This is a genomic window from Peribacillus asahii (genome assembly GCF_004006295.1).
Classification (GTDB): domain Bacteria; phylum Bacillota; class Bacilli; order Bacillales; family DSM-1321; genus Peribacillus; species Peribacillus asahii_A.
The window spans coordinates 3,284,931-3,310,541 of record NZ_CP026095.1; the positions used below are offsets into that span (position 1 = coordinate 3,284,931).

The window sequence follows — 25,611 nt, forward strand, 5'->3', positions numbered from 1 at the left end:
ATAGTTCACCTTAATTATCTCTTAGTTTACGCCAATCCATAAAGCCATCTTTTAAACCTCTTACGAGCACTTCTGCTGTTCCCATATTTGTAGCAAGCGGAACTTGATAAACATCCGCAAGACGAATAAGAGCTGTTACATCTGGTTCATGCGGCTGCGGTGTAAGTGGATCGCGGAAAAACAAAACCATATCCATTTCATCTTTTGCAATCATCGCACCAATCTCCTGATCACCACCGAGGGGACCCGAATGAAAGCGATGAACAGGTAATGAAACTTCCTCAATAATTCTTTTTCCTGTTGTCCCTGTAGCAAATAACTCATGTTGTGCAAAAATATCTTTATAGGCTGTGACGAATCCAATCATATCTTCTTTCTTCTTATCATGGGCAATTAAAGCGATTTTCATAAATTCCCGCTCCTCTGTATATTACTCGATAATATTTTCTAAACCATAGACAAGCACATCAAGATTCATAATCGTCTCAACAGAAAGCTTTACACCCGACATAAATGAACCGCGGTTAAAAGAATCATGACGAACCGTTAATAACTCACCAGCGCTTCCAAATAACACTTGTTGATGTGCAACAAGACCAGGCAAGCGAACGCTATGGATACGCATCCCTTCCACATCTGCACCACGTGCTCCTGGAATCGTTTCTTTTTCACTTGGGTGTCCTTGAACTTTTGCTTCACGAACAGAAGAGATTAAATCTGCTGTTTTAGCTGCTGTTCCTGATGGAGCATCCAGCTTTTGATCATGATGCATTTCAATAATCTCTACATCTTTAAAATACTTAGCAGCCATTTGCGAAAATTTCATCATAAGAATAGCACCAATGGCAAAGTTAGGGGCAATGATACAGCCTAACCCTTTTTCCTTCGTTAAGGCATCAAGCTTAGCTAAATCCTCTTTTGTAAAACCAGTCGTTCCAACGACTGGACGAATGCCATATTGCAAAGCTGTTTCCGTATGATACATCCCTACTTCTGGTGTTGTTAAATCAACTAGTACATCTGCTTCCACTTTTGAAAAACATTCTTTTATATCAGAAAAAATAGGCGCATCAATTCCTTGAAAACCTTCTACATCGGAAAGATTTTCCCCATTATGTTTGCGATCAATAACGGCTACAAGATCAAAATGTTCCGTATTATGTACTAATTTCACTGCTTCCAAGCCCATTCTCCCGCGTGGACCTGCTACGATTACTTTAATATTTGCCATGTTGTTTCTACCCCTTCTAGTCTTCTAATTTTGTCCATCTGTCTTTGTCACGTGTTGCAAATTTATGCATGACTTGATCGTGTGACTTTTGTAAGTCTATGCCTAGTGAATTGGCGAAGCAAATAATCACAAATAGCATGTCCGCTAATTCATTGTCAATTGTATTAGCCTCTTCTGTCGCTTTCTTTGGCTTTTCTCCATAATAATGATTAACTTCTCTTGCTAATTCACCAAGTTCTTCCGATAAACGCGCTAGCATCGCTAACGGACTAAAATATCCTTCCTTAAATTGACTAATATATTGGTCAACTTCAGCTTGCATTTCTTGCATCGTTTTTGGCTTGTCCATCTTGTCACCCATTCTTCCAACAATTTGTACAATCAGCTATGTTAAATGACTCTGTTAATTAACAATAGCTGCAATTTAAAATCTACTCTCATTATGTTAGCTAAAACTGACGCTAATGACAACATTTTGAGCACGGGTCACCACAGGAAACTTCATAAGAAACGAGTCATTTGATTAAAATGACTAGATTGAACGTATATTAAGCTTTGGAGGTACTCAATATGAACCATAGCTTACGAATCAAAAATATTGTATTGATCCTGTTAGGAGCAGCCATTTTTGCATTTGGCTTAGTTCACTTTAATATGCAAAATAATTTAGCGGAAGGCGGATTCACCGGTCTCACTCTGATTATATATCAATTAACTGGATTCAAACCTTCTTATTCAAACTTGCTTTTAAATATTCCTCTTTTTATTATTGGGTGGAAGTATTTAGGCAGAACTGCTTTTTATTATACCATTATTGGTACGGTCGGCTTATCTTTCTGGCTCTGGATTTTCGAACGCTACCAAATTCCGATGGCTCTTGGAAACGATTTAATGCTTGTCTCACTATTTGCTGGGGTATCTATCGGGGTTGGACTCGGCATTATTTTTCGTTACGGAGGAACAACAGGAGGAGTGGATATTATTGCCCGTTTTGCAAACCGCTATTTCGGGATTGGCATTGGACGAGCCATGTTTATGTTTGATGCGATGGTAATCGGTTTATCTATCCTGACTTATTTAAGTTATCGAGAAGCAATGTATACACTTGTTGCTGTTTTTATTGGAGCGCGGGTCATTGATTTTATTCAAGAAGGAGCCTACTCTGCACGTGGAGCCATCATTATCTCGGAAAAAAACGTGGAAATTTCTAAAAAAATAATGAAAGAGATGGATCGAGGGGTAACCGTCTTAAACGGATACGGTTCATTCACAAAACAACAACGAGAAGTTCTTTATTGCGTAGTCAGTAAAAATGAACTGTTTCGCCTGAAAAACGTTATTACTTCTATTGATCCACATGCCTTTGTTTCCGTTAGTGAAGTACATGATGTACTAGGAGAAGGGTTTACATTAGATGAAAATAAAAACCCGCTTCACTCATAAAAAGCGCGAAAGTGGCAAGCTAGAAGGTGGAGCCGTTCTTGGACTTCACCTTTCAAGTAAATCGGACATAGAGGAGCTATGCTCTTACACTAGACATTAAGACTTACCGAAATGCTCTTGTACATAACGAAAAAAAGGATTCCGAATTAGGAATCCCTTCTTTGATTAATCTTCGCTTCTCATACCCGTATACACTAAAATTAAACGAACTAATTCTAGTACAGCGACTAACGCAGCTGCTACATACGTCATAGCGGCAGCATTTAAAACTTTTTTCGTTTCACGCTCTTCATCATTGCGAATAACTCCTAAAGCGACGACTTGGTCCATTGCTCGTGAAGAGGCGTTAAATTCTACCGGAAGCGTCACAATTTGAAACAATACAGCTGCTGCCATAAAGATAATACCAGCAAGCAGCAAGCCTGACATACTTGCAAGCATCCCAATTAAAATCAAAATCCACGATATATTTGACCCGAAATTCGCAACCGGTACTAATGCATGGCGAATACGAAGAAATGCATAACCTTCTTGATCTTGAATCGCATGGCCAACCTCATGAGCAGCAACTGACACACCAGCTACAGAATGTCCATGATAGTTATCTGTTGACAAACGAACTGTTTTATCACGTGGATCATAGTGATCAGATAACACCCCTGGCGTTTCCTCTACGCGTACATGATAAAGGCCGTTCTGATCGAGAATTGCCCGTGCTGTTTCAGCCCCCGTCATTCCTGAAGATGCAGCAACTTGTGAATACTTCTTATACGTACTTTTAACTTTCATTTGTGCATAAATCGGGATTAAAATAATAATCGCCAAATAAACGAAAAACATAGCGTCCTCCTCATAATGTAGTTATTTTTATTGTATGAAACGAAGGATTTCATGTCAAATATAGTGTTCCTATATACCTAGTATTCATCATCTTGTTTCTTTCGTGTTTTAATTTCATTTTTACCAGCAGCATATTTTTTCCACCCAACATAAGAAAGTGTACTAATAATAATGCTTCCTGTCGTTATAATAACCCACCACAGAGATGGATCTGCTTCATCCTCTTCCATATTTTCAAAAATTGATTCTAAATCATAGCGAAGTGCGTCTAATTCACGCTGAGCCTGTTGATCAGTCATTAAGTCTGTGCGCGTTTGATTAAGAAAATGAATGCGTGTATCCAATTGCTGAATCGTTTCCGATGATAAATCCACCTTCAAGCTCGGATAAATCATATCGTATTGAGCAAATAATGTAGACAGTTCTTCTTCAACCTTATCGGCATTTTGTTGAAGAGCTGCTTCTTTTGTTTGACTAAATGTATCCATCATCGAAGATTCCATGTTCGTCCACAGTGGTTGGTGAGTCGATTTAACAGCATCAATGACTAAACGGAACTTAGTTACGGCGTTAACCTTCTCACTATCAGTAATCTCCTCATCCTGAACCGCGCCTAACGCCTCGTTATGAGCTACTGTTATAATACGTAATTCATCCATATCAAAAATCGATTCTTCTGCCGTTAACTGTAAAAATACATCTGAAAAATGCGTTAACATGGCTTCTGAATCTTCATATCGCTTTAGTTTTGTCATTTCAAGCGCCTTATCAGAAAGAGCATCTAATTGCTCTAAACTTGAAGAGGTTTGTCCAAAAGCAGGATGTTGGATCACAATTAATAATGCGATGATGCATAATAAGATTTTTTTAAGCATACTCCTTGTCCCTCCTCATATCTCTACTACACGATATGAATAAGAAAACAAGAGTAGACCAAATTTTTATCTTATACCTATAACAAGTACAGACGTCCTATGCTGGAATCTAACAGATCCTAAATCCTAAGGGCCAAGCGATCTTTACGATAGCCAAAATACCAGCCAACAAAAATAGAAAATAAACTAAGCCAAAATGTAAAATAGCCAATAGCATCCATATACTGCATTAAATCCCCATAACGCGGCATCATTTTAAACACATAATCAATCATCTCATTATGAATCGTCCAAATGGCGGCGACAATGAGATGCCAAAGCTTGATGCGATAAAAAGGAGCATATAACACACCTTGAACCGCCATCCCTAAATGAGAGGCAATTAACATATAGCCTTCCCATGGCAACCATCCTGTTGTTATAAGCGTTAATATATTCATCACAACAGCCCATATTCCATACTTAAACAATGTTATAATCGCTAAAGCCTCCATAAGGCCCCAATTTGTTTTAAGTACAAAAGCAAACAAGACAAAGACAAAAAATAAACTAGCTGTTGGGCTGTCTGGTACAAAGGCCAAAAAGATATCAGGCGTTTCTGTCAATTGATTCCCATACCATATATACCCATAGATTGTTCCAAAAATATTAACTAGTAATAGCAGCAGAAGGATTTGCTTGCTAGCTAGTATACTATACATCCAATTCATATAAGTTCCCTCTTTCAACGTCTCATATTCTCATCTTACCCTTTCTTCCCCTATAAATCCAAGTTTTTCATTCTCCTTGCTTTTTTTCAATACAAAATAAAAAACTGATAACAAAAGTCATCAGTTTTTTCACTTTATTTTGCTGTCAAACTCGAAACGAACTCAGCTAATTTCTCTAATTCTTCATCGCTTCCTTTAAACATTCCAGCTGGCATCCCACCCTGACCTTTAACCGCAATATTTGCGATTTCTTCAGGTGTTAAACCAGTATCTACTAAACTCGGTGCAGCTGCCCCGCCCGTTAATTCAGCTCCATGACAGCTAATACAGCCGTTGGCATCAAGTAATTGATAACCTTCGCTTTCTTTATCAAACTCCGCTCCTTCTATAATAGCTCCTTGCTTTTTAGAAGCTTCCCAGTCATGGTGAGCCGCTGACTCCCAAGTTAAATACACAATTCCCGATAGTGCCAGCAGCATAAATCCTACCGCAAATGGACGTTTAGCCGGTCTTCGCTCTGGACCACGATCGATAAATGGTGCAAGTAATAACGCCCCGAAGGCTAAACCAGGAATTACAAGCGCTCCAATAATATTGTAAGGGCCTGACGCATACGTGTATTTCAATAATTGATAAAGAAATAAAAAGTACCAGTCAGGTAATGGAATATATGCTGTGTCCGTCGGGTCCGCAATTCTCTCTAACGGAGATGGATGTGCGACTGTTAAACATAAATAACCGACAAGAAAAACCGCTCCTACCATCCATTCTTTTAAAAGGAAATTTGGCCAAAATGCTTCTGTTTTTCCTGGATATTCGGAATAGTCTTTCGGAATATTCGGTTTACGACCCGTTGCAGGAATTCGAGAATCTCCAACGAATTTCATCCCTTTCCCACGGTGCATAAATAATCCCCCTCCTTCATGAAAAGGTTTTTATAATTCTGATTAATCTGATTTTTAAAACGGTTTCATTCACACTTTACAGTGGACCAGAAATTCCTTGTTTACGAATCATCAAAAAGTGAGCAGCTAATAAAGCAAAAAGAGCGGCTGGTAAGAAGAACACATGAATGGCGAAGAATCGAGTCAATGTTTGTGCCCCAATAATCGTTGCATCTCCAGCTATTAACGTTTTCATAGCCGGGCCAATCAATGGCACAGAATCTACAATTGTTAATGTTACTTTTGTCGCAAATAATGCTTTCATATCCCATGGCAATAAATAACCTGTTAAACCTAAAGCTAACATAATGAAAAAGATTAAAACGCCTACTATCCAATTTAATTCACGTGGTTTTTTATAAGCTCCTTGGAAAAACACACGAAGAGTATGTAGGAACATCATAACAATGACTAAACTCGCTCCCCAGTGGTGCATTCCACGGACAATTTGGCCAAAAGCCACTTCATTTTGTAAATAATAAACCGATTCCCATGCATTTTTAATGTCAGGCACATAGTACATTGTTAAAAACATACCTGAAAGAATTTGAATAACGGTAATAAAAAATGTTAATCCCCCAAAACAATAAACGAATGCTGAAAAATGATGGGCAGGATTCACATGCTCTGGAACCTCATGGTCAGCTATATCCCGCCATAGCGGCGTAATATCTAAACGTTCGTCAACCCAATCATAAATTTTTGTTAACAATGTTTACGCCTCCCCATGTGGTTTTAGTTGACCTAAATAAAGAATTCCATCTTTCTCTTTTGTTGTAAAAACATCAAGTGGACTAATCGGTGGTGTTCCTTTCACATTCATCCCGTCTTTTGTATACCGCCCATAATGACAAGGACAGAAAAATTGGTCTGGATGTTCTTTGTCACCGCCCCAGTCTACTGTACATCCTAAATGTTTACAGATAGGCGATAAGGCTACAATCTTGCCATCCTTGGTTTTATACACCCAAGCTGTGTTTGTTACCTCTGATTCATACCAGCCATCAACTTGGGTAAAACTGAAGTCCACTCGTGTTGGTTCGGTACTAAGATCTTTAACTTTTTGTTTTGTGGCAATAAAGTCTGATTCACCACCTCCCGCAAGAACGGGATCAACTGCAAATCGAACCATTGGCATTAACATACCTGCTGCCATAAAACCACCTACACCAGTTAGTGTGTAATTAAGGAATTGACGACGCGAAACATTGCGCTTGCTCATGCATTTTCCCCCCCTTATTACTAAATCGAGTCAAATAGACCCATTCATAGTAACACTATAAAACTAGGACAATTCCATGATATATCAATAATTTACCAAGGTCAATATTTGGAAATTCCAAAAGATACCAAATGTTTTATAAAAAGCAAAAAAAACGCCCCTTAATCCCCTTTTTCCCATTCATTCATAAATAAGGAAATAATTTGTTCTACTTGTTGTTTCATTACCTCTCTAGCCTGTTCCATTGGCAAGGATTCTAAGTTAATAGCTGGAATCCAAACGAGTGAACTAGACAGATAACTCTCCTCTTTTTTCCAGTTAATATCGGATGTTAAGAAAAAAATGTGGTTAAATTCGGCTTGCTGTAATTTCCTTTCCCAAATTTGTAATCCTTCGACCTTTTTTTCGTCATCCATTACATAATGAAACGTCGGAATTAATAAAATACGACCTTTAAATTTTTTTTCAATTTCCGTACTTAAAATGGATAGAAATTCACTCATAGATGATAATTGTTTCATTCGATCATCAAAGGAAATTGGAATAAGCGGCACTAACGCCGTATCCACATATTCTTTAGCTGTTATATATAATTCGACATCTGTTGCATTCCATTTCATACCGATTCACCACTCCTAATTTTTGTATAATCAACTCCTTTTTATTGTATCATCTTTCGTTTTAGTGGAATATCCCTACTATATATCCTTATTATTCATAAAAAACTAGTTTTTATTATTAAACTCCAATAATATTCCACAATGTTATTGACACAGAGCGATACAATAAAAAAACCTTTCCGATAAACGGAAAGGCGTTCATTATCATTTTAAGTCAACTTTTAAAGAATGAAGTTTTTTCGTTAAACTCTTAAACGCTTCTTCATCATGCTGATCAAGTGCTTCATCAATCTTTTTAAGGAGGCGCTCCCTTTGGAAAGAGACGATACTGTTTTCTAAAAATTGTTCAACTAGCTGTTGATCTTTTTCATTAGCAATTTTGGATTTAGGCATATAAGGATTTTCTTCTAACACTGCCGCATATTGATGAGAGGAGTAGGCAGACTTAAAATTAAGTTGAATAAAAATTTCTTCATCACGGTTTAGTCGAATATCATGAAAAGATTTTTCAGCATCTGTAGTCATAATATTAGCTTTATAAAATCTAAATGGTACTTCATCGACACAATGAGTCGACATAATCAATCCACGCGGACAGTATTGGGCACTTTCAACAAAATGCACTTTCTTCATCAATTGATCATGACTCATCAAATAATTTAAAATCCACACACATTCCCTACGCTTCAATTGATAATGATTTAAAAACCAGCGAATAAAATCCTTCTTCTCGTTCACAGAAACAGGGGCAGCCATCATGAATTCCCTCCTCTGTCTTGATATTTTTTTCATTTCGGCTTCGTATCTTCTCCCTAGTTCTCATGAAGTCTCTCTAAGATTTGTACATATTCATCATTAGCAGGGTTGCTTTGAAGTAATGCAGTAAATACTTCTCTGGCTGTAGTACGGTCTCCTTCTTCTACTAAAAAGAAACCATAATCCTCTAAGAAATCTTCATTGTGCTTAAATGCATTATATGCTTTATGATAACTATTTAATGCCTTTTCATATTGTTCTAATTGTTGATAGCTGACAGCTTCAATCCAATCAAATTGAGGGTCATCTTCGCCGTATTTTCGTACTTCTTCCATACATTCAAGCGCATCTTCATACTTTTCTTGGTGCATATACAATTTTAATAAAGTAAGAGTCGCTTCTAAATAACCTGGGTCAAGCGCTAACGCTTCTTTGAAGAATTCTTCCGCTTCTTCGTCTAATCCTTTTTTCAAAGCAAGCTTGCCGCCAAAGAAATACAGCTCTTTATTATACTCGTCTGCTCGAATTCCTTCTTTTACTGTCTTTAGTGCTTCGTCAACATTTTCAAGATGTTCATAAGCACGAGCTAAATATAAATACATCGAGTGATATTCACGATCTAGCTCCTTCAATTCGACAAATTTCCGGATGGCTGTTTGATACATTCCCGCTTGATAAGCAGTCAGCGCATACTCAAATAACGTATTAATTTCCAAATGATTTTCGAGTGCCTTCTCAAAGTATGGAAGTGCCTCTTCGAACTTTCCTGCCCCACTTAATGCCTCAGCAAGACGTTGATTTAGATTCACTCCACCAATTTCTTCCTCATGTTCTAATACCTTTATGTATGCTGAAATGGCTTCTTGATTTCTTCCTTGCTGATAATATAACTCTCCTAGGGCAAAATCAATAATACTCTCACTAGGCAATAAGTCTTTCGCTTGAAGCAACTTTCTTTCACTTACTTCATCCATTCCCTGCAACTGATACAAATCGGCTTCCAAAAGAAGAGCACTTGGATACATCTCATCATCGGAGCTTATTTGTTCAAGCATTAGCATTGCCTCATCTTCTTGATCACTGTCAATTAAAATCTCAGCAATCGAAATAAGCAATTCTCCTTCTCCTGGATATAATTGAAGCAAATGTTCATACAATCTCTTCGCTTCATCCAAGAACCCTAATTGAGAGATTTCTTCAGCTAATGATAATATATTCTCCGCTGATTCCATTGTTGTTATTCGATTTATATGTGAAGTTGCTTCCGTTAATTCCCCTTTTTTTAAAAGTTGTAACACTTTATCTACTGAACTCATACATATTTCCTTCCTTTATCGCTCATTAATCAAACCGTCCTTAGTTTATCACATACCTATCGATTATTTCCATTCTCGGTTGCTGGCCTCCTTACGAGTACACACAACTTTTTGCTTTAGCTCATCTCATGTGAAACCGTATTTTCGTACGCTGTTCAGCATCGCTTACTTAAAAAAAGGATTAAAATAACATTCTCCACCTAATACTCATTCTCCTTTTTCTATCAAAAGTGATTTTTTTACAATTTTTCCAGATGGATAAAGAAAACCCACCGTAAACATGTATTTTACAGTGGGTGTTAAAAATTAGGATTCTATCATTTATTATATATAACCTTGTTGAATTTTGACCTATTTTAGCTAAGATTGCTGTACTATACAGTACATGCACTTACACTAGCATTTAAAATCTTGGCAATATCTGATACGCTTTCTACATTTTTCGCTATTTGAACCATATTTTCGGCTTATTCTCGATTGGATGCACATACTTTTTGTGCTAGTTGTTATATCGTATAAAGAAACAGGCACATAAAAACCCCTCCCAATTGATTTCAGCAAATCAATTAGGAAGGGCATCTATCGCTATCCTACATGAAGGACGTAGCTCAACTCATACACCATCTTTAAATCAACTGTCCTAAATGCTCGAAAAACTCTGGATAGGATACATTAATTGCAGCAGGGTCATGCAATTCAATTTTTCCTTTAGCAATTAAACCAGCAACAGCAAGCATCATGCCGATTCGATGGTCACCATGACTCGTTACCTCTCCACCGTGAAGCGGTGTGCCGCCTTGAATAATTAAACCATCATCCGTCGGTTTCACATCCGCCCCTAATATCGATAACTCATGAGCAACCGTGTCAATACGATTCGTTTCTTTCACTTTCAATTCAGCTGCATCTTGTATAACGGTCGTACTTTCAGCTTGTGTTGCTAAAAGAGCGATAATAGGGATTTCATCAATTAAACGCGGGATTAACTCTCCACTTACTGTCGTGCCTTTAAGCTTCGAACTGCGAACGGTAATCGTACCAATTGGTTCACCTTTTGACGGAAGCTCTTCAACCGTAATATCCGCCCCCATCTTTTGCATAACTTCAATAATTCCTACTCGTGTCGGATTAAGTCCGACATTTTTCAACACTACTTCGCTATTTGGTGTAATAGCGGCAGCGACCATGAAGAAAGCAGCAGATGAAATATCTCCCGGCACATAAATTTCAGTACCTGTGAGCACTTGATTACCTTGCACTTTAATCTCTTGACCTTCTTTTACCACTTGTCCGCCAAACTGACGAATCATTCGCTCTGTATGGTCACGCGTTTCTTCTGGCTCAATAACGACCGTTTCTCCTTCAGCCTGCAAGCCTGCTAACAAAATAGCAGATTTTACTTGAGCACTAGCAACTGGAAGCTTATAGCGAATTGGTTTTAAACTTCCTCCACGAATGTGAAGCGGAGTGAATTCCCCATTATTTCTACCATCAATAGCAGCGCCCATTTCTCGAAGCGGTTCAACAACTCGCTTCATTGTTCGCTTAGCAATTGAATAATCACCTGCTAATGTAGCAGAGAAGTTTTGTCCAGCTAAAATCCCCATCATCAATCGTATTGTAGTTCCAGAATTACCAACGTCGAGCACTTCACTTGGTTCTGTTAATCCTTTAAACCCTTTTCCAATCACACGAACCTGCTTGCCCGTCTGTTCAATCGTAATCCCCATCTTTTGAAAACAAGCGATTGTGCTTAAGCAATCTGCACCAGGAAGAAAGTTTGTAACAATTGTTTCCCCATTAGCAAGGGCTCCAAACATAATGGAACGATGCGAGACAGATTTGTCGCCCGGAACGGCAATTTCTCCACGTAATGATTGTATGTCTGTTTGCAATATTTTTGTATTCACGCAATCACCCTTTACTTTTTAAAATTACGCCAAAATCGTTTCATAAGTCGTATAGTTTCCGATAGCTTCTGCTGCTTTTAAGCGATCCTCTTCATTTTGGAAGCTAATAACGAGCACTCCATAAATCTCTTCTCGCGTCTCGATAATGCGAATATTTGTAATACTAATCCCTTTTTGTGCCAGCAAGCCAGTAATTTCAGCGAGACTCCCTGGTGTATCTGGAATATCGACATATAAATCATAATAGGCAGGAATGGCTCCTTTTGCATGAACTGGCATATCATCACGAAATACCTTTGCCTCAGCAAAAAAGCGATAAATTTCTCCACTATCTCGATTTGCGACAAGCTCTTTAATATGTGCCATTTCCATGATCCAATCGTCCATTAAATCCAAAAGAACATCGCGATTATGTAGAAGAATATCACGCCACATTTCTGGACTGCTTGAAGCAATCCTTGTGATATCGCGAAAGCCTCCGGCTGCTAATCGCGCAACAAGCTCATTTTCTTCGCTATATGTTTGCGCTTGCTTAACAAGTCCCGCGGCAACAATGTGAGGAAAATGACTAATGACACCTGTTAACCAATCATGCGTATGAGGACTAACAACTAAAAAGTTCGCTCTTGTCCCTTTTAACCATTCTTTCAATTGATTAATTTCCTTCGTATGGTGGTCATCTGAAGGTGTTAATAAATAAAAAGCATTTTCAAATAAATGGGGTTTAGCCGCCCCAGCCCCACTTTTATGTGACCCTGCCATCGGATGACCGCCAATAAAAGTAATGCCTCGATTCATTAAATGCTTTGCAGCTTCCACTACAGTACTTTTTGTACTGCCAGCATCTGTTACAATCACATCATCTTTCAGCTTCATATCCGCTAATTGTATAACAATTTTTTCTGTTTGATCAACCGGAACAGCAAGTAAGATTAAGTCCGCCTCAAGAACACCTTCTGCAATAGAATCAACAGAATCATCTACAATGCCTAGTAATTTAGCGAGTTGAATATTATTTTCATTCACATCGTAACCAACAATATGAACACTTTCATGAGCTTGACGAATAGCCATTGCTAACGACCCGCCGATTAGGCCAAGACCAATTATAAAAACCTTACCATTCACATTGCTTCCCTCCGCTTTTTATACTGCCCGTTCAAATGCCCTTTGTTTAGAAATCCTGAACATTCGACGATAGTATAAATATCATGACGACTAGTGGCTCATCTACTCGAGAACCACTTCGTCGCTTTTTTCTATATATTTGGCTATATTGTAAAACATGATTAGGTTCGATTTACAAAATGCTTTACAATAACCATCTATTAGACTTGGAGGCTTCCCTTAGTTATTTCTCTGAAGCGGCACGCAAAAACCCTTTAATAGCTTCAATCATACCTGCATTTTCTTCTTGAGAACCAACCGTTATACGCAAGCTAGTTGGGAAACCAAATGATTTACCAGAACGAGCAATAAAACCACGCTCAAGCAAGTATTGGAAAACCTCATCCGCATCTTGTTTAAAATGTATGAAAATGAAATTTCCTTGTGAAGGATAATACGATAGATTTTCCTGTTCACAGAATTGGTAATACTGCTCCATACCTTTTCGATTTGCCACACGACACGTTTCGATAAATTCTTGGTCAGAAAGAGCCGCAACAGCCGCTATTTGCCCTAATGTATTAACATTGAATGGCTCACGTGCGGGCTCTAATCTTTGAATAATCTCTTCACAAGCAATTCCATACCCTACACGAAGACTTGCCAAACCATAAGCTTTTGAAAAAGTACGTAGCACAATAATATTTTTATATGTATTATGCCAATGATTTGTTCGTGGATAATCCTCTGCCACAACATATTCAGAATATGCTTCGTCTAACACAACAAGTACATCTTCAGGTACTTGATCTAAGAAAGAACGCAGCTTTTGTTCTAGAATATACTTTCCTGTTGGATTGTTCGGTGTACATACCCAAACGACAGCCGTATTTTCATCAATAGCTGCAAGCATAGCATCTAAATCATGGTCGCCATCCGCATGAGGTACTTCACGCACTTCCGCCCCTTCAAGAGTTGCATTATGACGGTACTGTGAGAATGTTCCTGTAGCAGCTACTGTATTTTTCCCCGGTCCAAGTAAGCTTCGTGAAATAATTTGGATATTTTCATCTGATCCATTTCCAAAAATAAGCTCTGTTTCTTTAACTCCAGTATGCTTAGCAACCTCTGAACGAAGCACGGTTGCATAGCCATCTGGATAAATGGCAAAAGAATTATTAAATTCTTGAATACTTTTCTTTACTTGTTCTGAACAACCAAAAGGATTTTCATTAGAAGCTAATTTCACAATTTTTTCAAGTCCATATTGACGTTTTACTTCATCTGTTGATTTACCAGGTTGGTAAGGCTTTAAAGAAAGCACTGCCTTATTCCATTTCATTACGCTCACCTCTATAGATAAATTATTCTGCTAAGTCTGGTCGCAATACTTTTGCACCAGCTTGATAAATATGTTGAATCTCTCGTTGAGATTTCGTTGTATTGACATGAAGCATTACTCGAATACAAGATGTTAAGGCCCCTTCGACTGCAATTTCAGCCATACAAGTAACGGGAACATATCTCCAGCCTTCTATATTTCGTAACGCCTTTGCTGGAAAGACAGAGCTAATATCATCCGTTGCAGAAAAAAATACAGAAGCAACCATCTCAGGGTCAATATCATTTGCCGCAATCATCTCAGCCATTAACTCTTCAACCGCGGCCATTACTTCGGTTTCTGTATCATGTTCGACCGTCGTTGCACCTCTTATCCCTCTAATCACTATTTCTCCGTCCTCTCCCATTATCTTTCGATGAAATTCGCCATTTCATTTAATAGGTCTTCATCCGCCATTTCCGTTAATAACGGTGCACCAACCTGTTCTAAAAGAACGAATGTCGCTGAATTGGTAACAGATTTTTTATCCGTTTTCATGAGCTGTAATAACGGCTCAATCTTCAGATGCTTCGGAATCGTTGTTCGATACCCCAACGCTTGAACCCACTCCACAAAAGAATTGTAATCAAATACAAGCTGTTGCTTTTTCTGGCTTAGTTTAAGCGCGTATACCATCCCAATTAACACCGATTCACCATGTGTAAACTTACCATACCCCATAGAAGCCTCTACTGCATGCCCGAGAGTGTGTCCAAAATTCAAATAAGCACGTACGCCATTTTCTTTCTCATCTTCTTCCACAACCGCTGCTTTAATCTCAATTCCTCTTTTAATCATCTTGAAAAATTGTTCATCGGTAATCTTCGTCAAATCTTGAATATTTGTCATTAACCAATGATAGAATTCTCTATCTGCAATTAAGGAATGCTTAATCACTTCCGCAAAACCTGATCGTAATTCCTGCTCGGGTAATGTTGCAAGAAAGTTCAAATCATAAATGACTGCTTCCGGTTGAAAGAAAGCACCAATCATATTTTTACCAAGCGGATGATTAATCGCTACTTTCCCACCGACAGCACTATCATGAGCAAGCAATGTCGTTGGCACTTGAATAAACGGAATGCCTCTCATAAATGTAGCTGCAACAAAACCAGCAAGGTCACCGACAGCACCGCCTCCAAGAGCGATAATTAATGACTTTCGATTGAGTTGCTGTGATAGACAATAGCTTTGACATTCATAATACACATCAAATGTTTTCGCATATTCCCCTTGTGGGACAATATGTGTAAACACTTGTTTACCCGTAGCCGACAGCACTGCTTGAACAGCTTCTAAGTGAAGTGTTGCCACTTTTTCATCCGTAATAATTAAAATTTTATTGGCTTTCGATACATGACTCTCGATGAAGTGCGGCAATGTATCGATTGCTTGTTTCCCAATAAATACCGGGTATTGCTTAGAGGATGTTTTAACCGTAATCGATTCCATGAATTAAAACTCCTTCACTTCTTCTCGATACGCTTTCAAATAATCTGCTAACTGATCAAAACGATCGGAAGGGAATTGATCTACAATCGCTACTGCTAATTCCCATGCAACGACAGCTTCAGCCACTACTGCTGCTGCTGGCACGGCACAGCTATCTGAACGTTCAACGCTTGCTTCAAATACTTCTTTCGTATCAATATCTACGCTTTTTAATGGCTTATACAGTGTTGGAATTGGCTTCATCACACCGCGGACAACAATTGGCATTCCTGTAGTCATTCCACCTTCAAAGCCGCCTAAACGGTTTGTTTTACGGTAGTAGCCTTTTTCCTTATCCCATGCAATTTCATCATGCACTTCACTGCCGAAGCGATGCGCTGCCTCAAAGCCTAAACCAATTTCGACACCTTTAAAGGCGTTAATCCCGACGATAGCTGCTGCAAGCTTTGCATCAAGTTTTCGATCATAATGCACATAGCTTCCAACACCTACAGGCATTCCTTCCACAATCACTTCTACAATTCCACCAATAGAATCGCCTTTTTTCTTCGCATCATCAATTGCATCCATCATTTGTTGTTCTACTTCCTTATCAAAACAACGAACAGGCGATGCTTCTGTTACTTCTTGCAATTGTTGAATACTTTCATAAGGTGCTGGATTTGCCTTGATGCCTCCAATTTCTACTACATGTGAAGCTACTTCAATTCCAAGCAAAGATAATAATTTTTTAGCAACCGCTCCCGCTGCTACCCGAACTGTTGTTTCACGAGCTGATGAACGTTCTAATACATTTCGTAAATCGCGATGACCATATTTAATTCCACCATTCAGATCGGCATGACCTGGTCGTGGACGAGTAATTTTTCGTTTAATTTCTTCGGCTGCTTCTTCTGTAAGTCCTTCACTGCCCATAATTTTTGTCCAATGCTTCCAGTCATCATTTTCAACGACTAAAGCAATTGGTGATCCAAGCGTATAGCCATGTCTCACTCCAGACGAAATAAACGCTGTGTCCTTTTCAATTTGCATTCTGCGGCCACGGCCATGTCCTTTTTGGCGACGCGCCAATTGTTCATTAATATCAACATTTTCAATCGGCATTCCTGCCGGCAATCCTTCAATAATTGTCGTCAGTTGTGGACCGTGTGATTCCCCAGCTGTTAAATATCTCATTTGATTTGCCCCCTTTTAGCACTTTAAAGGATGTATGTATCAATATACCACAATTTTAAGAAAAGTGGGAATATGAAAGAAACAAAATGACTTTTTGTTTTACGTCCTTATATTATTTTACACGTTATCGACTTTTTTCGATATATTTTAATCACGAACTCTCCTATCTTTTACGGAATATTAAGTCAATTACCTCCAAATGAACTGCTTCTAGCTTACCCTTTCTACCGTTATTTAACAAAAAGGCTTTATTTAAACATCAGTGTTAATTGCTAACTCATTTGATTAACGCTATTGCTTTAATATAACAAGGGATAAAGCACGAGTACTAGAAGTCAATTAGCAGTTTATATATATGACATGTTGATTTGTAGGAGATTATACATGATTGTTTAACAATGCCTCAAACAAAAAGGACCCTCCGTTTAAAACGGATATAGCCCTTTATCATTAAATCTTTTTATAAAAGAATGTATCAAGCGTTTCTAATTGATAGTTAATCGGATTAAAAATCTGCTCTGTACTTCCAACAAAAAACACGCCATCTTTCTTCAAAGCCGTACTAAATTTCTCATACAGCGTGTTCTTTGCTTCTTCTGTAAAATAAATAAGTACATTACGGCAAACGATTAAATCGTACCCCGTATCAAATCGGTCCGCAAGCAAATTATGTTTTTTAAACGTTACTGTTCGTTTAATTTCATCTGCTACTTTATAAAAGCCGCTGCCTTCTTGTGTAAAATATTTTTGCCTCATATTAGCAGGAACCTCTGCCAAGGAACGTTCAGGATATAAACCTAGCTTAGCTCGTGCAATCACATTTTCATCAATATCTGTCGCTAAAATATCAATTTGATGAAGCGGCATAAAGTTGGATAAAATCATTGCAATCGTATAAGGCTCTTCTCCTGTCGAACAAGCCGCGCTCCAAACTTTTAATTTCTTTGAAGAAGCTAAAAGTGAAGGCAGAATTTTCTTTTCTAATACTTCCCATCGTTTTTGATTTCGATAAAATTCAGACACATTAATCGTCATTCGATCTAAAAATTCATTCAATGCTTCATGATTAGATTGAATCACTCGAAAATATTCTTGAAACGACTTGCATCCCTTTTTTTCGTAAAGAGAAGTAAGCCTTCGCTTCATCTGCCCTTCCTTATATAAGGAAAGATCAACTCCTGTTAGTTTTTTTATATTTTGAGTAAATTCTTCGTACCCTCGAGGCATCGCTCCGACCCCTTCATCTATTTTTATGTATACTATTCATTGTGTATATCGGCTTAAAGATACAAATCTTTACTAATTTAAATATAATCAAGTGCCAAAAGACATAAAAAAAACAGATTTTTCGTTTAAAACGAAAAACCTGCTTGATTGCCATATATTGAATTAGTATACCCACTCGCTGATTAATTTAGAGTATTCTACTACTTCTTCTTCTTTGAAGAATAAACCAATTTCACGTACTGCGCTTTCTGGTGAATCAGAACCGTGAATAATGTTTTTACCAACAGTTGCTGCAAAATCACCACGGATTGTTGCTGGAGCAGCATCTTTAGGGTTTGTAGCACCCATCATTTGACGAGCTGTTGCGATAACATTTTCACCTTCCCATACCATTGCAAATACTGGGCCTGATGTAATGAAATCAACTAGTTCGCCGAAGAAAGGACGCTCTTTATGCTCACCGTAATGTTGCTCAGCTAATTCTTGAGAAATTTGCATTAATTTAGCTCCTACAAGTTGGAAGCCTTTCTTTTCAAAACGAGAAACGATTTCTCCGATTAGATTACGTTGTACGCCGTCAGGCTTTACCATTAAAAATGTTCTTTCCATTATAGTCACTCCTACTATGTATCAAAATTATTTGCCTTTTTCAGGCAATCACCTAGAAATCTTATCATCATTTGTTAAGTTTCGCAACTCTAAGTATAAAAAACCTCTAGAACTTTCTTTTTCCAATGTTTTGCGCAATTTGAGACAGCGTTTTTCGAGCTTTATTAGAAGGTAACCCTTCTAATTCTCTAAAAGCCTTTTCCAAATATTGATCACTAATCCTTGTGGCTTGTTCGATGGCTCCGGATGCTTTAATAGCCTGAATAATTACCCCCATATCTTCCTTCGACATTTCCTCATGCACCGTTTTGATGATTTCCTTTAAAGCAGGATTTTTCATCGCAATTAATACAGGTAATGTAATATTTCCTTGAAGCAAGTCACTGCCTGCAGGTTTTCCAAGCTCTGCTTCTGAAGCGGTAAAATCTAAGATGTCATCCATGATTTGATAACTCATCCCGACATAATAACCGAATCTAAACAGCCTTTTTTGTATCCTTTCATCGGCCCCTGTAGCAATAGCTCCTAATTGACAACTAGAGGCAATCAATAAGGCTGTTTTCCGTTTAATTCTTCTAAAATAAATCCGCCAATTTTGTTCGAAATTAAATTTGTCCTTAATTTGTTCAATTTCTCCTAGACATAGTTCAACCATAATATTCGCTAAAATCTGATGTGCCCGTGGATTGTTAATCTCGCTCATCATTTCAAGTGCCCGCGCAAAAATATAATCACCCGTATACATAGCAACACGATTGTCCCATTTAGACTTAATCGTCGCAGATCCACGACGTAAATCGGCATCGTCGACAACATCGTCATGCACTAATGAAGCGGTATGAATCAACTCCAGCGTCGCTGCTACATGCTTTACAACATGGATATCATAATCGCCAAACCTTGCAGCTAGCAATACAAAAACAGGCCGGATTCGCTTCCCTCCCGATTGCAGCAAGTGAAGGGAGGCCTCTGTCAAAACACTTGAATCGGCATGAATAGCAGCTTCCAATTCTTTTTCAACTAATTGTAAATCAGAATTTAAAAACGAATACTTCAATTTATATTTCATACATTCCACCCAGCTTTGTTCATTGCTAACATGCTCAATTTGGTTTAATCCCGAAATGAGTTGCCGCTACTCCGCCGGTATGAGCCTTATAACTCACTTGCTCAAAACCAGCTTGCTTGAACATGTTTTCAAGCTCTTTCATCCCTGGGAAATCTCGGGCTGATTCTTGCAACCATGAATATTCATTATAACTTTTAGCGAATATTTTCCCAAACACCGGCATAATAAAACGGAAATAAAAAGAGAATAATTGCTTGAAGCCAAATAAAGTTGGATGAGATGTTTCCAGACATACCCCCATACCCCCTGGCTTTAATACTCTATTCATTTCTTTTAAAACTTGCATATAATCCGGTACATTTCGAAGTCCAAAACCGATGGTCACGTAATCAAAACTATTATCAGGAAATGGAAGATCCATCGCATTCCCATGCAATAATGTGACTTGATTAAGCTTACGGTTTTGTACTTTTTCTTTACCGATTTTCAGCATATTTTTACTAAAATCTAAGCCATATACTTCCCCTGTTTCTCCAACCGCGTCAGCAAGTGCAATCGTCCAATCTGCTGTTCCGCAGCAAAGATCAAGCGCCTTAGCCCCTTTAGGAACCTTCATCTTATTCATTGTCACTTTTCGCCACTTAACATGTTGTTGAAAGCTAATGACTGAATTCATCGTGTCATAATTGCCATAAATTTTCTCAAACACATGATGAACTTTTTGCTCTTTAGACTGTTCCATCGCTCACCCTTCTTTCACATATGAATTTACTTTAAGCTCTGTAAACGATAACATGTCATCCATCCGCTGATGAAGTTCCACATTAGCTAAAGAAAGTTCACCTTTTGACTGTTTGACAGACTGTATCGCATACTCAATACAAGAATCCATCGTATTTTCCACTTGTAACAGTTGTTCTTTAGAAAGTTCTACTTCCATTGCTATATGAGGGAATAAAATGAGACGTATCCCTTCTACAAGAAGAGATTGTCCTGTTTCCCGATACTGCTCTTTTTCTCGATACAATCGTTTTAATAACAACAGATTCTCTGCTCCATCCATCCAAACAGGTTTTTGATAATATTCCGCTATTTTATAAATTAACGAAGCTTCTACTGCCCGGAAGCTATTGAGCAAAGCAGGGATGTTATTTAGCGTATATTGATACAAAAGAATTTTATGATCATTGATTTTTTTGACAGCGCTTGATAGCGCACGAATCATATTAATATTTCCCACTTCCGCCAGCACTTGATAATACAGACCACTGTAATAATCCCCAGCAAGAACTGTTAATTGACGATTCTTAAGTAAACCCGGACTCCCCATTACATTTGTATTCGATACCTTTTCATGCGTATCTAGTGCAATTTGAACAAGCATCGTCGACAGCATATAATGATTCCGTTCATTGTCTGAAATCTCCAATTCGTTAAACAAGCCCCACAGTAACAGCAGCTTATCTTCATCAACAAATGGCTCTTCTATATATTTTTGTAAATAAGAATGATGGGCTTTTGTTTCGATTAATTGCCGTAATTCCTTTACATCATTTATTATGTTTAACAATTGAGATCACCCTGCATCCCCGAATGATAATTTTAAATGCATTCCCGCCTCTGCCCTAATAAGCCAGCAAGGAGTATTCTACTAAGTAAAGCGCACAGCCCATGAAAGAAAATCGTTCATCAGGTTCTTTACATAAAGGCCGACGCAAAAATTCATTACTCGTCTAATCTGTACATTTTGTATAAAACACACACCATTATACCATAAAAACAATCAGATGGAATGCCTCTATACTGTAATAACTAAACTTTCGTCACAAATCAAACGATAAATGGTGTACAAGTACTCAGGATTAAATTATCCTTTTTTAGACTCACTCTCTACTTCTCCATAAGCTGTATAAATTTTAGCAGCCCCTCTAATTTTAATGGCTGAGGTATGCTCCGTAAATTGAGCAATCATCACTTCTCCAGAATCTAATTTTTCAGAATGATGAAATTTAGTATCGGTCCCTCTTGTTAACCCGATGACATTTACACTATCTTCTAACGCTTTAATAACTACAAATTCATTAATCGTTTTATTTTCCATGCTTTTATCCTCTCCACTTTATCACTCTTTAATAAAGGCTAATACTTCCGTTCGCATTCGATAGTCTTCTGCAAATACTCCTCTTACAGCAGATGTAACCGTTTTCGAACCAGGCTTTTTCACCCCGCGCATTGTCATACACATATGTTCCGCTTCAATAACGACCATTGCGCCGTGTGGTTCAAGTTTATCCATAATCGCGTCAACCACTGTTGCTGTAATTCTCTCTTGAAGTTGCGGACGTCTGCACACCGCTTCTACAGCACGCGCTAATTTACTCAATCCTGTCACTCGTCCATTTCTCGGAATGTATGCAACATGGGCTTTTCCGTAAAAAGGAACTAAATGATGCTCACATACTGAGTAAAAAGGAATATCTTTCACAAGCACAAGTTCCTCATGATCTTCTCCAAAAACCGTTTCGAAACATTCTTTCGGATCCTGTTTTAAACCCGAGAAAATTTCTTCATACATTCGCGCTACTCGCTGTGGAGTATCAAGTAAACCTTCTCGCTCCGGATCTTCCCCAACTGCTTCCAAAATCATCTTCACTGCTTCTTCAATTTTGGCATGATTCACATTTGCCATTACTTTTCCTCCTAATACGCCCATGAATTTTTTATATGATTAGCATTTATCAATTGGCTGCATAGAATTCCTTTCGACACTGCTGGCAAGTTTAAATCCATCGTATAAGTACAACCTGTTCCTCTGACTAAACAGAAGGTCAAAGGTAAACTGTGTACTGCGTACGTAAATAGAAAATCTGAAGGTAGCCTACAGATTATAAACGAAAACTAACAAATAGGTTTATACTTTCTTTTACACCATCTTTTATCTTATCATACATAGAAAATAAGAAGCAAAAAAAGGGACCGCGTTTGCACGCGGTCCCTTTTCACGGTAAGCACCCGTATGTATAATTTTACTTCACAGCATCTTTCAGTGCCTTACCAGGTTTGAAAGCTGGCACTTTACTAGCTGCAATTTCAATTTCTTCACCCGTTTGTGGATTACGACCTTTACGAGCCGCACGTTCACGTACTTCAAAGTTTCCAAAACCGATTAGTTGAACTTTATCTCCATTTTTTAAAGCTTCTAAGATTGTATCAAAAACAGCATCAACAGCTTTTGTAGCATCTTTCTTAGAAATTTCAGTTGCTGCTACAACTTCATTAATTAGTTCTGTTTTGTTCATGCCATTCACCTCCTCCCAAAAAAGGATCTTTATAAAAAATCATTATTACCACGACATAATAGTGATTTGTTACCCGTTCTAAATAGATTATATATTCCCTTAAAGCTCAAACTGCTTACTAGGGGATTCTTGGTTAAACTCCATAAAAATTATTTATGCTAACTATTTAAAACTAGCCGAAATCGCTGTTATAACGCGTTTTCTGTATGTAGATTATCACAAATCCTATTTGCTTAGCAAGGAAATTCAAAAAATAATGGCAATCTTTTCATGAGTATAATCTTTTATGGAAAAAAAGAGTGAAAATCTGATTAAATTCACGTTTTTTCTACAATAAATGCACTTATCTTTTAAATATATCACTTTATAAATATATATTCGATTTCTAGATGACTTTTTTAATAAAAAGCTTCTGTTATATGACGCTGTTGATTTATAGCTCATTTGTGTAAGACCGTGCTATTAAATAAAGCAAGAAAAAAGACCATTCCCTAAGGAGTGGCCTAACACACTATAAAACGAAGTGGATGGACTATAAAATAATAGCAATTAAACCACCCGATCCTTCATTAATAATCCGTTCAAGGGTCTCTTTTAATTTATAACGGGCATTTTCAGGCATCATTGCCAGCTTTGCCTGAATTCCTTCGCGAACAATGGAGCTTAAGTTCCGACCAAAAATTTCAGAATTCCAAATGGACAATGGATTTTCTTCAAAATCCTGCATTAAATAACGAACTAACTCCTCACTCTGTTTCTCTGTACCGATAATTGGAGCAAACTCCGATTCGACATCTACTTTAATCATATGAATAGATGGTGCTACTGCCTTTAACCGTACACCAAACCGAGAACCTTGGCGAATAATTTCCGGCTCATCAAGACTCATATCATGCAATGAAGGGGCCGCTACCCCATAACCCGTATGCTTTACCATTTTAAGGGCTTCTGCGACTTGGTCATATTCTGCTTTCGCATGAGCAAATTCCTGCATTAAAGCTAGCAAATGATCTTTTCCTCTAATCTCAACTCCGACAATTTCCTTCAAAATATCATCGTATAATTCCTCTGGAGCATATAAATCAATTTCGGCTACTCCCTGCCCCATCTCAATTCCTGCTAAGGCCGCATGATCAATGAATTCAAATTCATTAAAATGCCCAACAACACGGTCTACATCGCGAAGTCTTTTAATATCCTTCACTGTTTCTTTAACGGCTTCTTGATAGCTTTCACGCAGCCAATGATTTTCATTTAAGACCATTACCCAGCTAGGCAAATTGACATTCACTTCGAGCACAGGAAATTCATATAATGCTTCACGTAAAACATTTAATACATCTGATTCACGCATGCTCTCGACGCTCATGGCAAGTACAGGAATATCATATTTTTCTTGAAGCGACTCTCTGAGTAAATCAGTGTCCGGATGATGCGGCTGTACAGAGTTGATAATCATAATAAATGGCTTACCAACTTCCTTCAGCTCCTCGATAACCCGTGCCTCTGCCTCTAAATAATCGCTACGTGGAATTTCACCAATCGTTCCATCTGTCGTTACAACAACACCTAGTGTAGAATGATCTTGAATAACTTTACGTGTGCCAATTTCCGCTGCCTCGTGAAATGGAATTGGCTCCTCATACCACGGCGTATGAATCATTCTTGGCCCATTCTCATCCTCATAACCTTTAGCCCCTGGTACGGTATATCCTACGCAATCGACAAGACGGATATTAACGTCAAGCCCCTCAGCAACATGAATAGAAGCAGCCTGATTCGGAACAAATTTCGGCTCTGTTGTCATAATCGTCTTCCCAGCTGCACTTTGAGGTAATTCATCCTGTGCTCTAGCACGATCTGCTTCTGTCGCTATATTAGGAAGGACGACAAGTTCCATAAACTTTTTAATAAATGTCGATTTTCCGGTCCTCACAGCTCCAACAATTCCTAAATAAATATCACCGCCTGTACGCTCAGCAATATCTTTAAAAATATCCACCTTTTCCAAGGTATCCCCTCCCGAAATTAGCGTTTTGGGATCTCATTTATCCACTTTCATTTATATTGGATAGTCCATATCTATGTTGTTGTCCTAAAAAATTATTCCGGTTATTTTGAACTTCTTCTCCCTTCCCCCTGCATGTATATAAGAATTGTTATTTTAATAGTTAAGAAGAATGAAAATAACCCTTCCCCTACAATATATTTTGCAGAAAAAAGGTTATGACAAATTTGTATGAAAAAATGTGAGCATATGATAGCAAAGAACGAAAGCGCAAACGACTTGATTAACCCCAACAGCTGTTTGCGAACCCAGAAAAATCAATTCGCTCTTTCACTTCAGCAGATGAGCAAACCAAGATTTCAAGGACTAAGCTGCTTATGCTGGGTATCAAAACGATGATTCACAATTCAATAATT

28 protein-coding genes are annotated in these 25,611 nt (G+C 38.0%); 1 reads left to right on the forward strand and 27 read right to left on the reverse strand.

Annotation, left to right across the window (positions count from 1 at the left end; translation table 11 throughout):
- Positions 1 to 10 precede the first annotated feature (10 nt).
- The 3 genes from BAOM_RS16170 to BAOM_RS16180 are packed head-to-tail and all read right to left on the reverse strand — an operon-like array spanning position 11 to position 1,580.
- Positions 11 to 409 carry a methylglyoxal synthase gene (locus BAOM_RS16170; RefSeq protein ID WP_127761158.1) on the reverse strand — a complete coding sequence of 133 codons (399 nt, stop codon included), beginning with the start codon at positions 407 to 409 and terminating at the stop codon, positions 11 to 13.
- Positions 410 to 430: 21 nt separating this feature from the next.
- The gene (gene dapB / locus BAOM_RS16175) at positions 431 to 1,231 is read right to left on the reverse strand and encodes a 4-hydroxy-tetrahydrodipicolinate reductase (RefSeq protein WP_127761159.1); all 801 of its coding nucleotides are present in this window, start codon (positions 1,229 to 1,231) and stop codon (positions 431 to 433) included.
- 16 nt (positions 1,232 to 1,247) lie between these two features.
- Entirely contained in the window at positions 1,248 to 1,580 is a 333-nt protein-coding gene (locus BAOM_RS16180; RefSeq protein ID WP_127761160.1) for a nucleotide pyrophosphohydrolase, read from the reverse strand.
- A 221-nt stretch (positions 1,581 to 1,801) separates the two neighbouring features.
- Here BAOM_RS16180 and BAOM_RS16185 point away from each other — a divergent pair, with 221 nt between their 5' ends.
- Positions 1,802 to 2,674 carry a YitT family protein gene (locus tag BAOM_RS16185; RefSeq protein ID WP_127761161.1) on the forward strand — a complete coding sequence of 291 codons (873 nt, stop codon included), beginning with the start codon at positions 1,802 to 1,804 and terminating at the stop codon, positions 2,672 to 2,674.
- A 165-nt stretch (positions 2,675 to 2,839) separates the two neighbouring features.
- On the opposite strand, the gene BAOM_RS16190 is transcribed toward BAOM_RS16185, so the two are convergent.
- From BAOM_RS16190 to spoIVA, 24 genes are all read right to left on the reverse strand, one after another.
- Complete coding sequence (locus tag BAOM_RS16190) at positions 2,840 to 3,514, reverse strand: zinc metallopeptidase (protein ID WP_127761162.1); 675 nt, start codon at positions 3,512 to 3,514, stop codon at positions 2,840 to 2,842.
- A 77-nt stretch (positions 3,515 to 3,591) separates the two neighbouring features.
- Positions 3,592 to 4,389 (reverse strand): sporulation protein YpjB, encoded by a 798-nt coding sequence (gene ypjB, locus BAOM_RS16195; RefSeq protein WP_127761163.1) that lies wholly within the window; start codon positions 4,387 to 4,389, stop codon positions 3,592 to 3,594.
- A gap of 119 nt (positions 4,390 to 4,508) precedes the next feature.
- Entirely contained in the window at positions 4,509 to 5,099 is a 591-nt protein-coding gene (locus BAOM_RS16200; RefSeq protein WP_127761164.1) for a lipoprotein heptaprenylglyceryl N-acetyltransferase LhaT, read from the reverse strand.
- Positions 5,100 to 5,233: 134 nt separating this feature from the next.
- Positions 5,234 to 6,004: a menaquinol-cytochrome c reductase cytochrome b/c subunit gene (locus tag BAOM_RS16205; protein ID WP_127761165.1), complete on the reverse strand. Its 771-nt coding sequence runs from the start codon at positions 6,002 to 6,004 to the stop codon at positions 5,234 to 5,236.
- A 76-nt stretch (positions 6,005 to 6,080) separates the two neighbouring features.
- Entirely contained in the window at positions 6,081 to 6,755 is a 675-nt protein-coding gene (qcrB, locus tag BAOM_RS16210; RefSeq protein ID WP_127761166.1) for a menaquinol-cytochrome c reductase cytochrome b subunit, read from the reverse strand.
- A 3-nt stretch (positions 6,756 to 6,758) separates the two neighbouring features.
- Entirely contained in the window at positions 6,759 to 7,265 is a 507-nt protein-coding gene (locus BAOM_RS16215) for a Rieske (2Fe-2S) protein (RefSeq protein WP_127761167.1), read from the reverse strand.
- Between the two features lie 161 nt (positions 7,266 to 7,426).
- The gene (locus tag BAOM_RS16220) at positions 7,427 to 7,885 is read right to left on the reverse strand and encodes a YpiF family protein (RefSeq protein ID WP_127761168.1); all 459 of its coding nucleotides are present in this window, start codon (positions 7,883 to 7,885) and stop codon (positions 7,427 to 7,429) included.
- Between the two features lie 204 nt (positions 7,886 to 8,089).
- Positions 8,090 to 8,641, reverse strand: coding sequence for a ReoY family proteolytic degradation factor (locus BAOM_RS16225; protein ID WP_119115626.1), 552 nt, complete (start codon positions 8,639 to 8,641; stop codon positions 8,090 to 8,092).
- 56 nt (positions 8,642 to 8,697) lie between these two features.
- The gene (locus BAOM_RS16230) at positions 8,698 to 9,957 is read right to left on the reverse strand and encodes a tetratricopeptide repeat protein (RefSeq protein ID WP_127761169.1); all 1,260 of its coding nucleotides are present in this window, start codon (positions 9,955 to 9,957) and stop codon (positions 8,698 to 8,700) included.
- Positions 9,958 to 10,583: 626 nt separating this feature from the next.
- Positions 10,584 to 11,855 (reverse strand): 3-phosphoshikimate 1-carboxyvinyltransferase, encoded by a 1,272-nt coding sequence (aroA, locus tag BAOM_RS16235; RefSeq protein ID WP_373995343.1) that lies wholly within the window; start codon positions 11,853 to 11,855, stop codon positions 10,584 to 10,586.
- A 36-nt stretch (positions 11,856 to 11,891) separates the two neighbouring features.
- Entirely contained in the window at positions 11,892 to 12,995 is a 1,104-nt protein-coding gene (locus BAOM_RS16240; RefSeq protein ID WP_127761171.1) for a prephenate dehydrogenase, read from the reverse strand.
- Between the two features lie 223 nt (positions 12,996 to 13,218).
- The gene (hisC, locus tag BAOM_RS16245; protein WP_127761172.1) at positions 13,219 to 14,316 is read right to left on the reverse strand and encodes a histidinol-phosphate transaminase; all 1,098 of its coding nucleotides are present in this window, start codon (positions 14,314 to 14,316) and stop codon (positions 13,219 to 13,221) included.
- A 22-nt stretch (positions 14,317 to 14,338) separates the two neighbouring features.
- Positions 14,339 to 14,701, reverse strand: coding sequence for a chorismate mutase (gene aroH / locus BAOM_RS16250; RefSeq protein ID WP_127761173.1), 363 nt, complete (start codon positions 14,699 to 14,701; stop codon positions 14,339 to 14,341).
- A 20-nt stretch (positions 14,702 to 14,721) separates the two neighbouring features.
- Positions 14,722 to 15,807 carry a 3-dehydroquinate synthase gene (gene aroB / locus BAOM_RS16255; RefSeq protein ID WP_127761174.1) on the reverse strand — a complete coding sequence of 362 codons (1,086 nt, stop codon included), beginning with the start codon at positions 15,805 to 15,807 and terminating at the stop codon, positions 14,722 to 14,724.
- Between the two features lie 3 nt (positions 15,808 to 15,810).
- Entirely contained in the window at positions 15,811 to 16,983 is a 1,173-nt protein-coding gene (gene aroC, locus BAOM_RS16260; protein ID WP_127761175.1) for a chorismate synthase, read from the reverse strand.
- Between the two features lie 450 nt (positions 16,984 to 17,433).
- Entirely contained in the window at positions 17,434 to 18,210 is a 777-nt protein-coding gene (locus BAOM_RS16265; RefSeq protein WP_127761176.1) for a CheR family methyltransferase, read from the reverse strand.
- A gap of 162 nt (positions 18,211 to 18,372) precedes the next feature.
- Entirely contained in the window at positions 18,373 to 18,819 is a 447-nt protein-coding gene (ndk, locus tag BAOM_RS16270) for a nucleoside-diphosphate kinase (protein WP_119115347.1), read from the reverse strand.
- Between the two features lie 106 nt (positions 18,820 to 18,925).
- On the reverse strand, positions 18,926 to 19,888 hold the full coding sequence (hepT, locus tag BAOM_RS16275; RefSeq protein WP_127761177.1) for a heptaprenyl diphosphate synthase component II: 963 nt from the start codon (positions 19,886 to 19,888) through the stop codon (positions 18,926 to 18,928).
- Positions 19,889 to 19,922: 34 nt separating this feature from the next.
- Positions 19,923 to 20,630 carry a demethylmenaquinone methyltransferase gene (locus BAOM_RS16280; RefSeq protein WP_127761178.1) on the reverse strand — a complete coding sequence of 236 codons (708 nt, stop codon included), beginning with the start codon at positions 20,628 to 20,630 and terminating at the stop codon, positions 19,923 to 19,925.
- Positions 20,631 to 20,633: 3 nt separating this feature from the next.
- Positions 20,634 to 21,458, reverse strand: coding sequence for a heptaprenyl diphosphate synthase component 1 (locus BAOM_RS16285; protein WP_127761179.1), 825 nt, complete (start codon positions 21,456 to 21,458; stop codon positions 20,634 to 20,636).
- Between the two features lie 297 nt (positions 21,459 to 21,755).
- Positions 21,756 to 21,989: a trp RNA-binding attenuation protein MtrB gene (gene mtrB, locus BAOM_RS16290; RefSeq protein WP_127761180.1), complete on the reverse strand. Its 234-nt coding sequence runs from the start codon at positions 21,987 to 21,989 to the stop codon at positions 21,756 to 21,758.
- A 21-nt stretch (positions 21,990 to 22,010) separates the two neighbouring features.
- The gene (gene folE, locus BAOM_RS16295) at positions 22,011 to 22,577 is read right to left on the reverse strand and encodes a GTP cyclohydrolase I FolE (RefSeq protein ID WP_127761181.1); all 567 of its coding nucleotides are present in this window, start codon (positions 22,575 to 22,577) and stop codon (positions 22,011 to 22,013) included.
- Positions 22,578 to 22,914: 337 nt separating this feature from the next.
- Positions 22,915 to 23,187: an HU family DNA-binding protein gene (locus tag BAOM_RS16300; protein ID WP_127761182.1), complete on the reverse strand. Its 273-nt coding sequence runs from the start codon at positions 23,185 to 23,187 to the stop codon at positions 22,915 to 22,917.
- Positions 23,188 to 23,719: 532 nt separating this feature from the next.
- Positions 23,720 to 25,198, reverse strand: a complete 1,479-nt coding sequence (spoIVA, locus tag BAOM_RS16305) for a stage IV sporulation protein A (RefSeq protein ID WP_127761183.1) — start codon at positions 25,196 to 25,198, stop codon at positions 23,720 to 23,722.
- Positions 25,199 to 25,611 lie beyond the last annotated feature (413 nt).

Coding starts and splice junctions, on each gene's coding strand:
- BAOM_RS16170 (WP_127761158.1), bottom strand. CDS start 409: ATGAAAATCGCTTTAATTGCCCATGATAAGAAGAAAGAAGATATGATT.
- dapB (WP_127761159.1), bottom strand. CDS start 1,231: ATGGCAAATATTAAAGTAATCGTAGCAGGTCCACGCGGGAGAATGGGC.
- BAOM_RS16180 (WP_127761160.1), bottom strand. CDS start 1,580: ATGGACAAGCCAAAAACGATGCAAGAAATGCAAGCTGAAGTTGACCAA.
- BAOM_RS16185 (WP_127761161.1), top strand. CDS start 1,802: ATGAACCATAGCTTACGAATCAAAAATATTGTATTGATCCTGTTAGGA.
- BAOM_RS16190 (WP_127761162.1), bottom strand. CDS start 3,514: ATGTTTTTCGTTTATTTGGCGATTATTATTTTAATCCCGATTTATGCA.
- ypjB (WP_127761163.1), bottom strand. CDS start 4,389: ATGCTTAAAAAAATCTTATTATGCATCATCGCATTATTAATTGTGATC.
- BAOM_RS16200 (WP_127761164.1), bottom strand. CDS start 5,099: ATGAATTGGATGTATAGTATACTAGCTAGCAAGCAAATCCTTCTGCTG.
- BAOM_RS16205 (WP_127761165.1), bottom strand. CDS start 6,004: ATGCACCGTGGGAAAGGGATGAAATTCGTTGGAGATTCTCGAATTCCT.
- BAOM_RS16215 (WP_127761167.1), bottom strand. CDS start 7,265: ATGAGCAAGCGCAATGTTTCGCGTCGTCAATTCCTTAATTACACACTA.
- BAOM_RS16220 (WP_127761168.1), bottom strand. CDS start 7,885: ATGAAATGGAATGCAACAGATGTCGAATTATATATAACAGCTAAAGAA.
- BAOM_RS16225 (WP_119115626.1), bottom strand. CDS start 8,641: ATGGCTGCCCCTGTTTCTGTGAACGAGAAGAAGGATTTTATTCGCTGG.
- BAOM_RS16230 (WP_127761169.1), bottom strand. CDS start 9,957: ATGAGTTCAGTAGATAAAGTGTTACAACTTTTAAAAAAAGGGGAATTA.
- hisC (WP_127761172.1), bottom strand. CDS start 14,316: ATGAAATGGAATAAGGCAGTGCTTTCTTTAAAGCCTTACCAACCTGGT.
- aroB (WP_127761174.1), bottom strand. CDS start 15,807: ATGGAATCGATTACGGTTAAAACATCCTCTAAGCAATACCCGGTATTT.
- aroC (WP_127761175.1), bottom strand. CDS start 16,983: ATGAGATATTTAACAGCTGGGGAATCACACGGTCCACAACTGACGACA.
- BAOM_RS16265 (WP_127761176.1), bottom strand. CDS start 18,210: ATGCCTCGAGGGTACGAAGAATTTACTCAAAATATAAAAAAACTAACA.
- ndk (WP_119115347.1), bottom strand. CDS start 18,819: ATGGAAAGAACATTTTTAATGGTAAAGCCTGACGGCGTACAACGTAAT.
- hepT (WP_127761177.1), bottom strand. CDS start 19,888: ATGAAATATAAATTGAAGTATTCGTTTTTAAATTCTGATTTACAATTA.
- BAOM_RS16280 (WP_127761178.1), bottom strand. CDS start 20,630: ATGGAACAGTCTAAAGAGCAAAAAGTTCATCATGTGTTTGAGAAAATT.
- mtrB (WP_127761180.1), bottom strand. CDS start 21,989: ATGGAAAATAAAACGATTAATGAATTTGTAGTTATTAAAGCGTTAGAA.
- folE (WP_127761181.1), bottom strand. CDS start 22,577: ATGGCAAATGTGAATCATGCCAAAATTGAAGAAGCAGTGAAGATGATT.
- BAOM_RS16300 (WP_127761182.1), bottom strand. CDS start 23,187: ATGAACAAAACAGAACTAATTAATGAAGTTGTAGCAGCAACTGAAATT.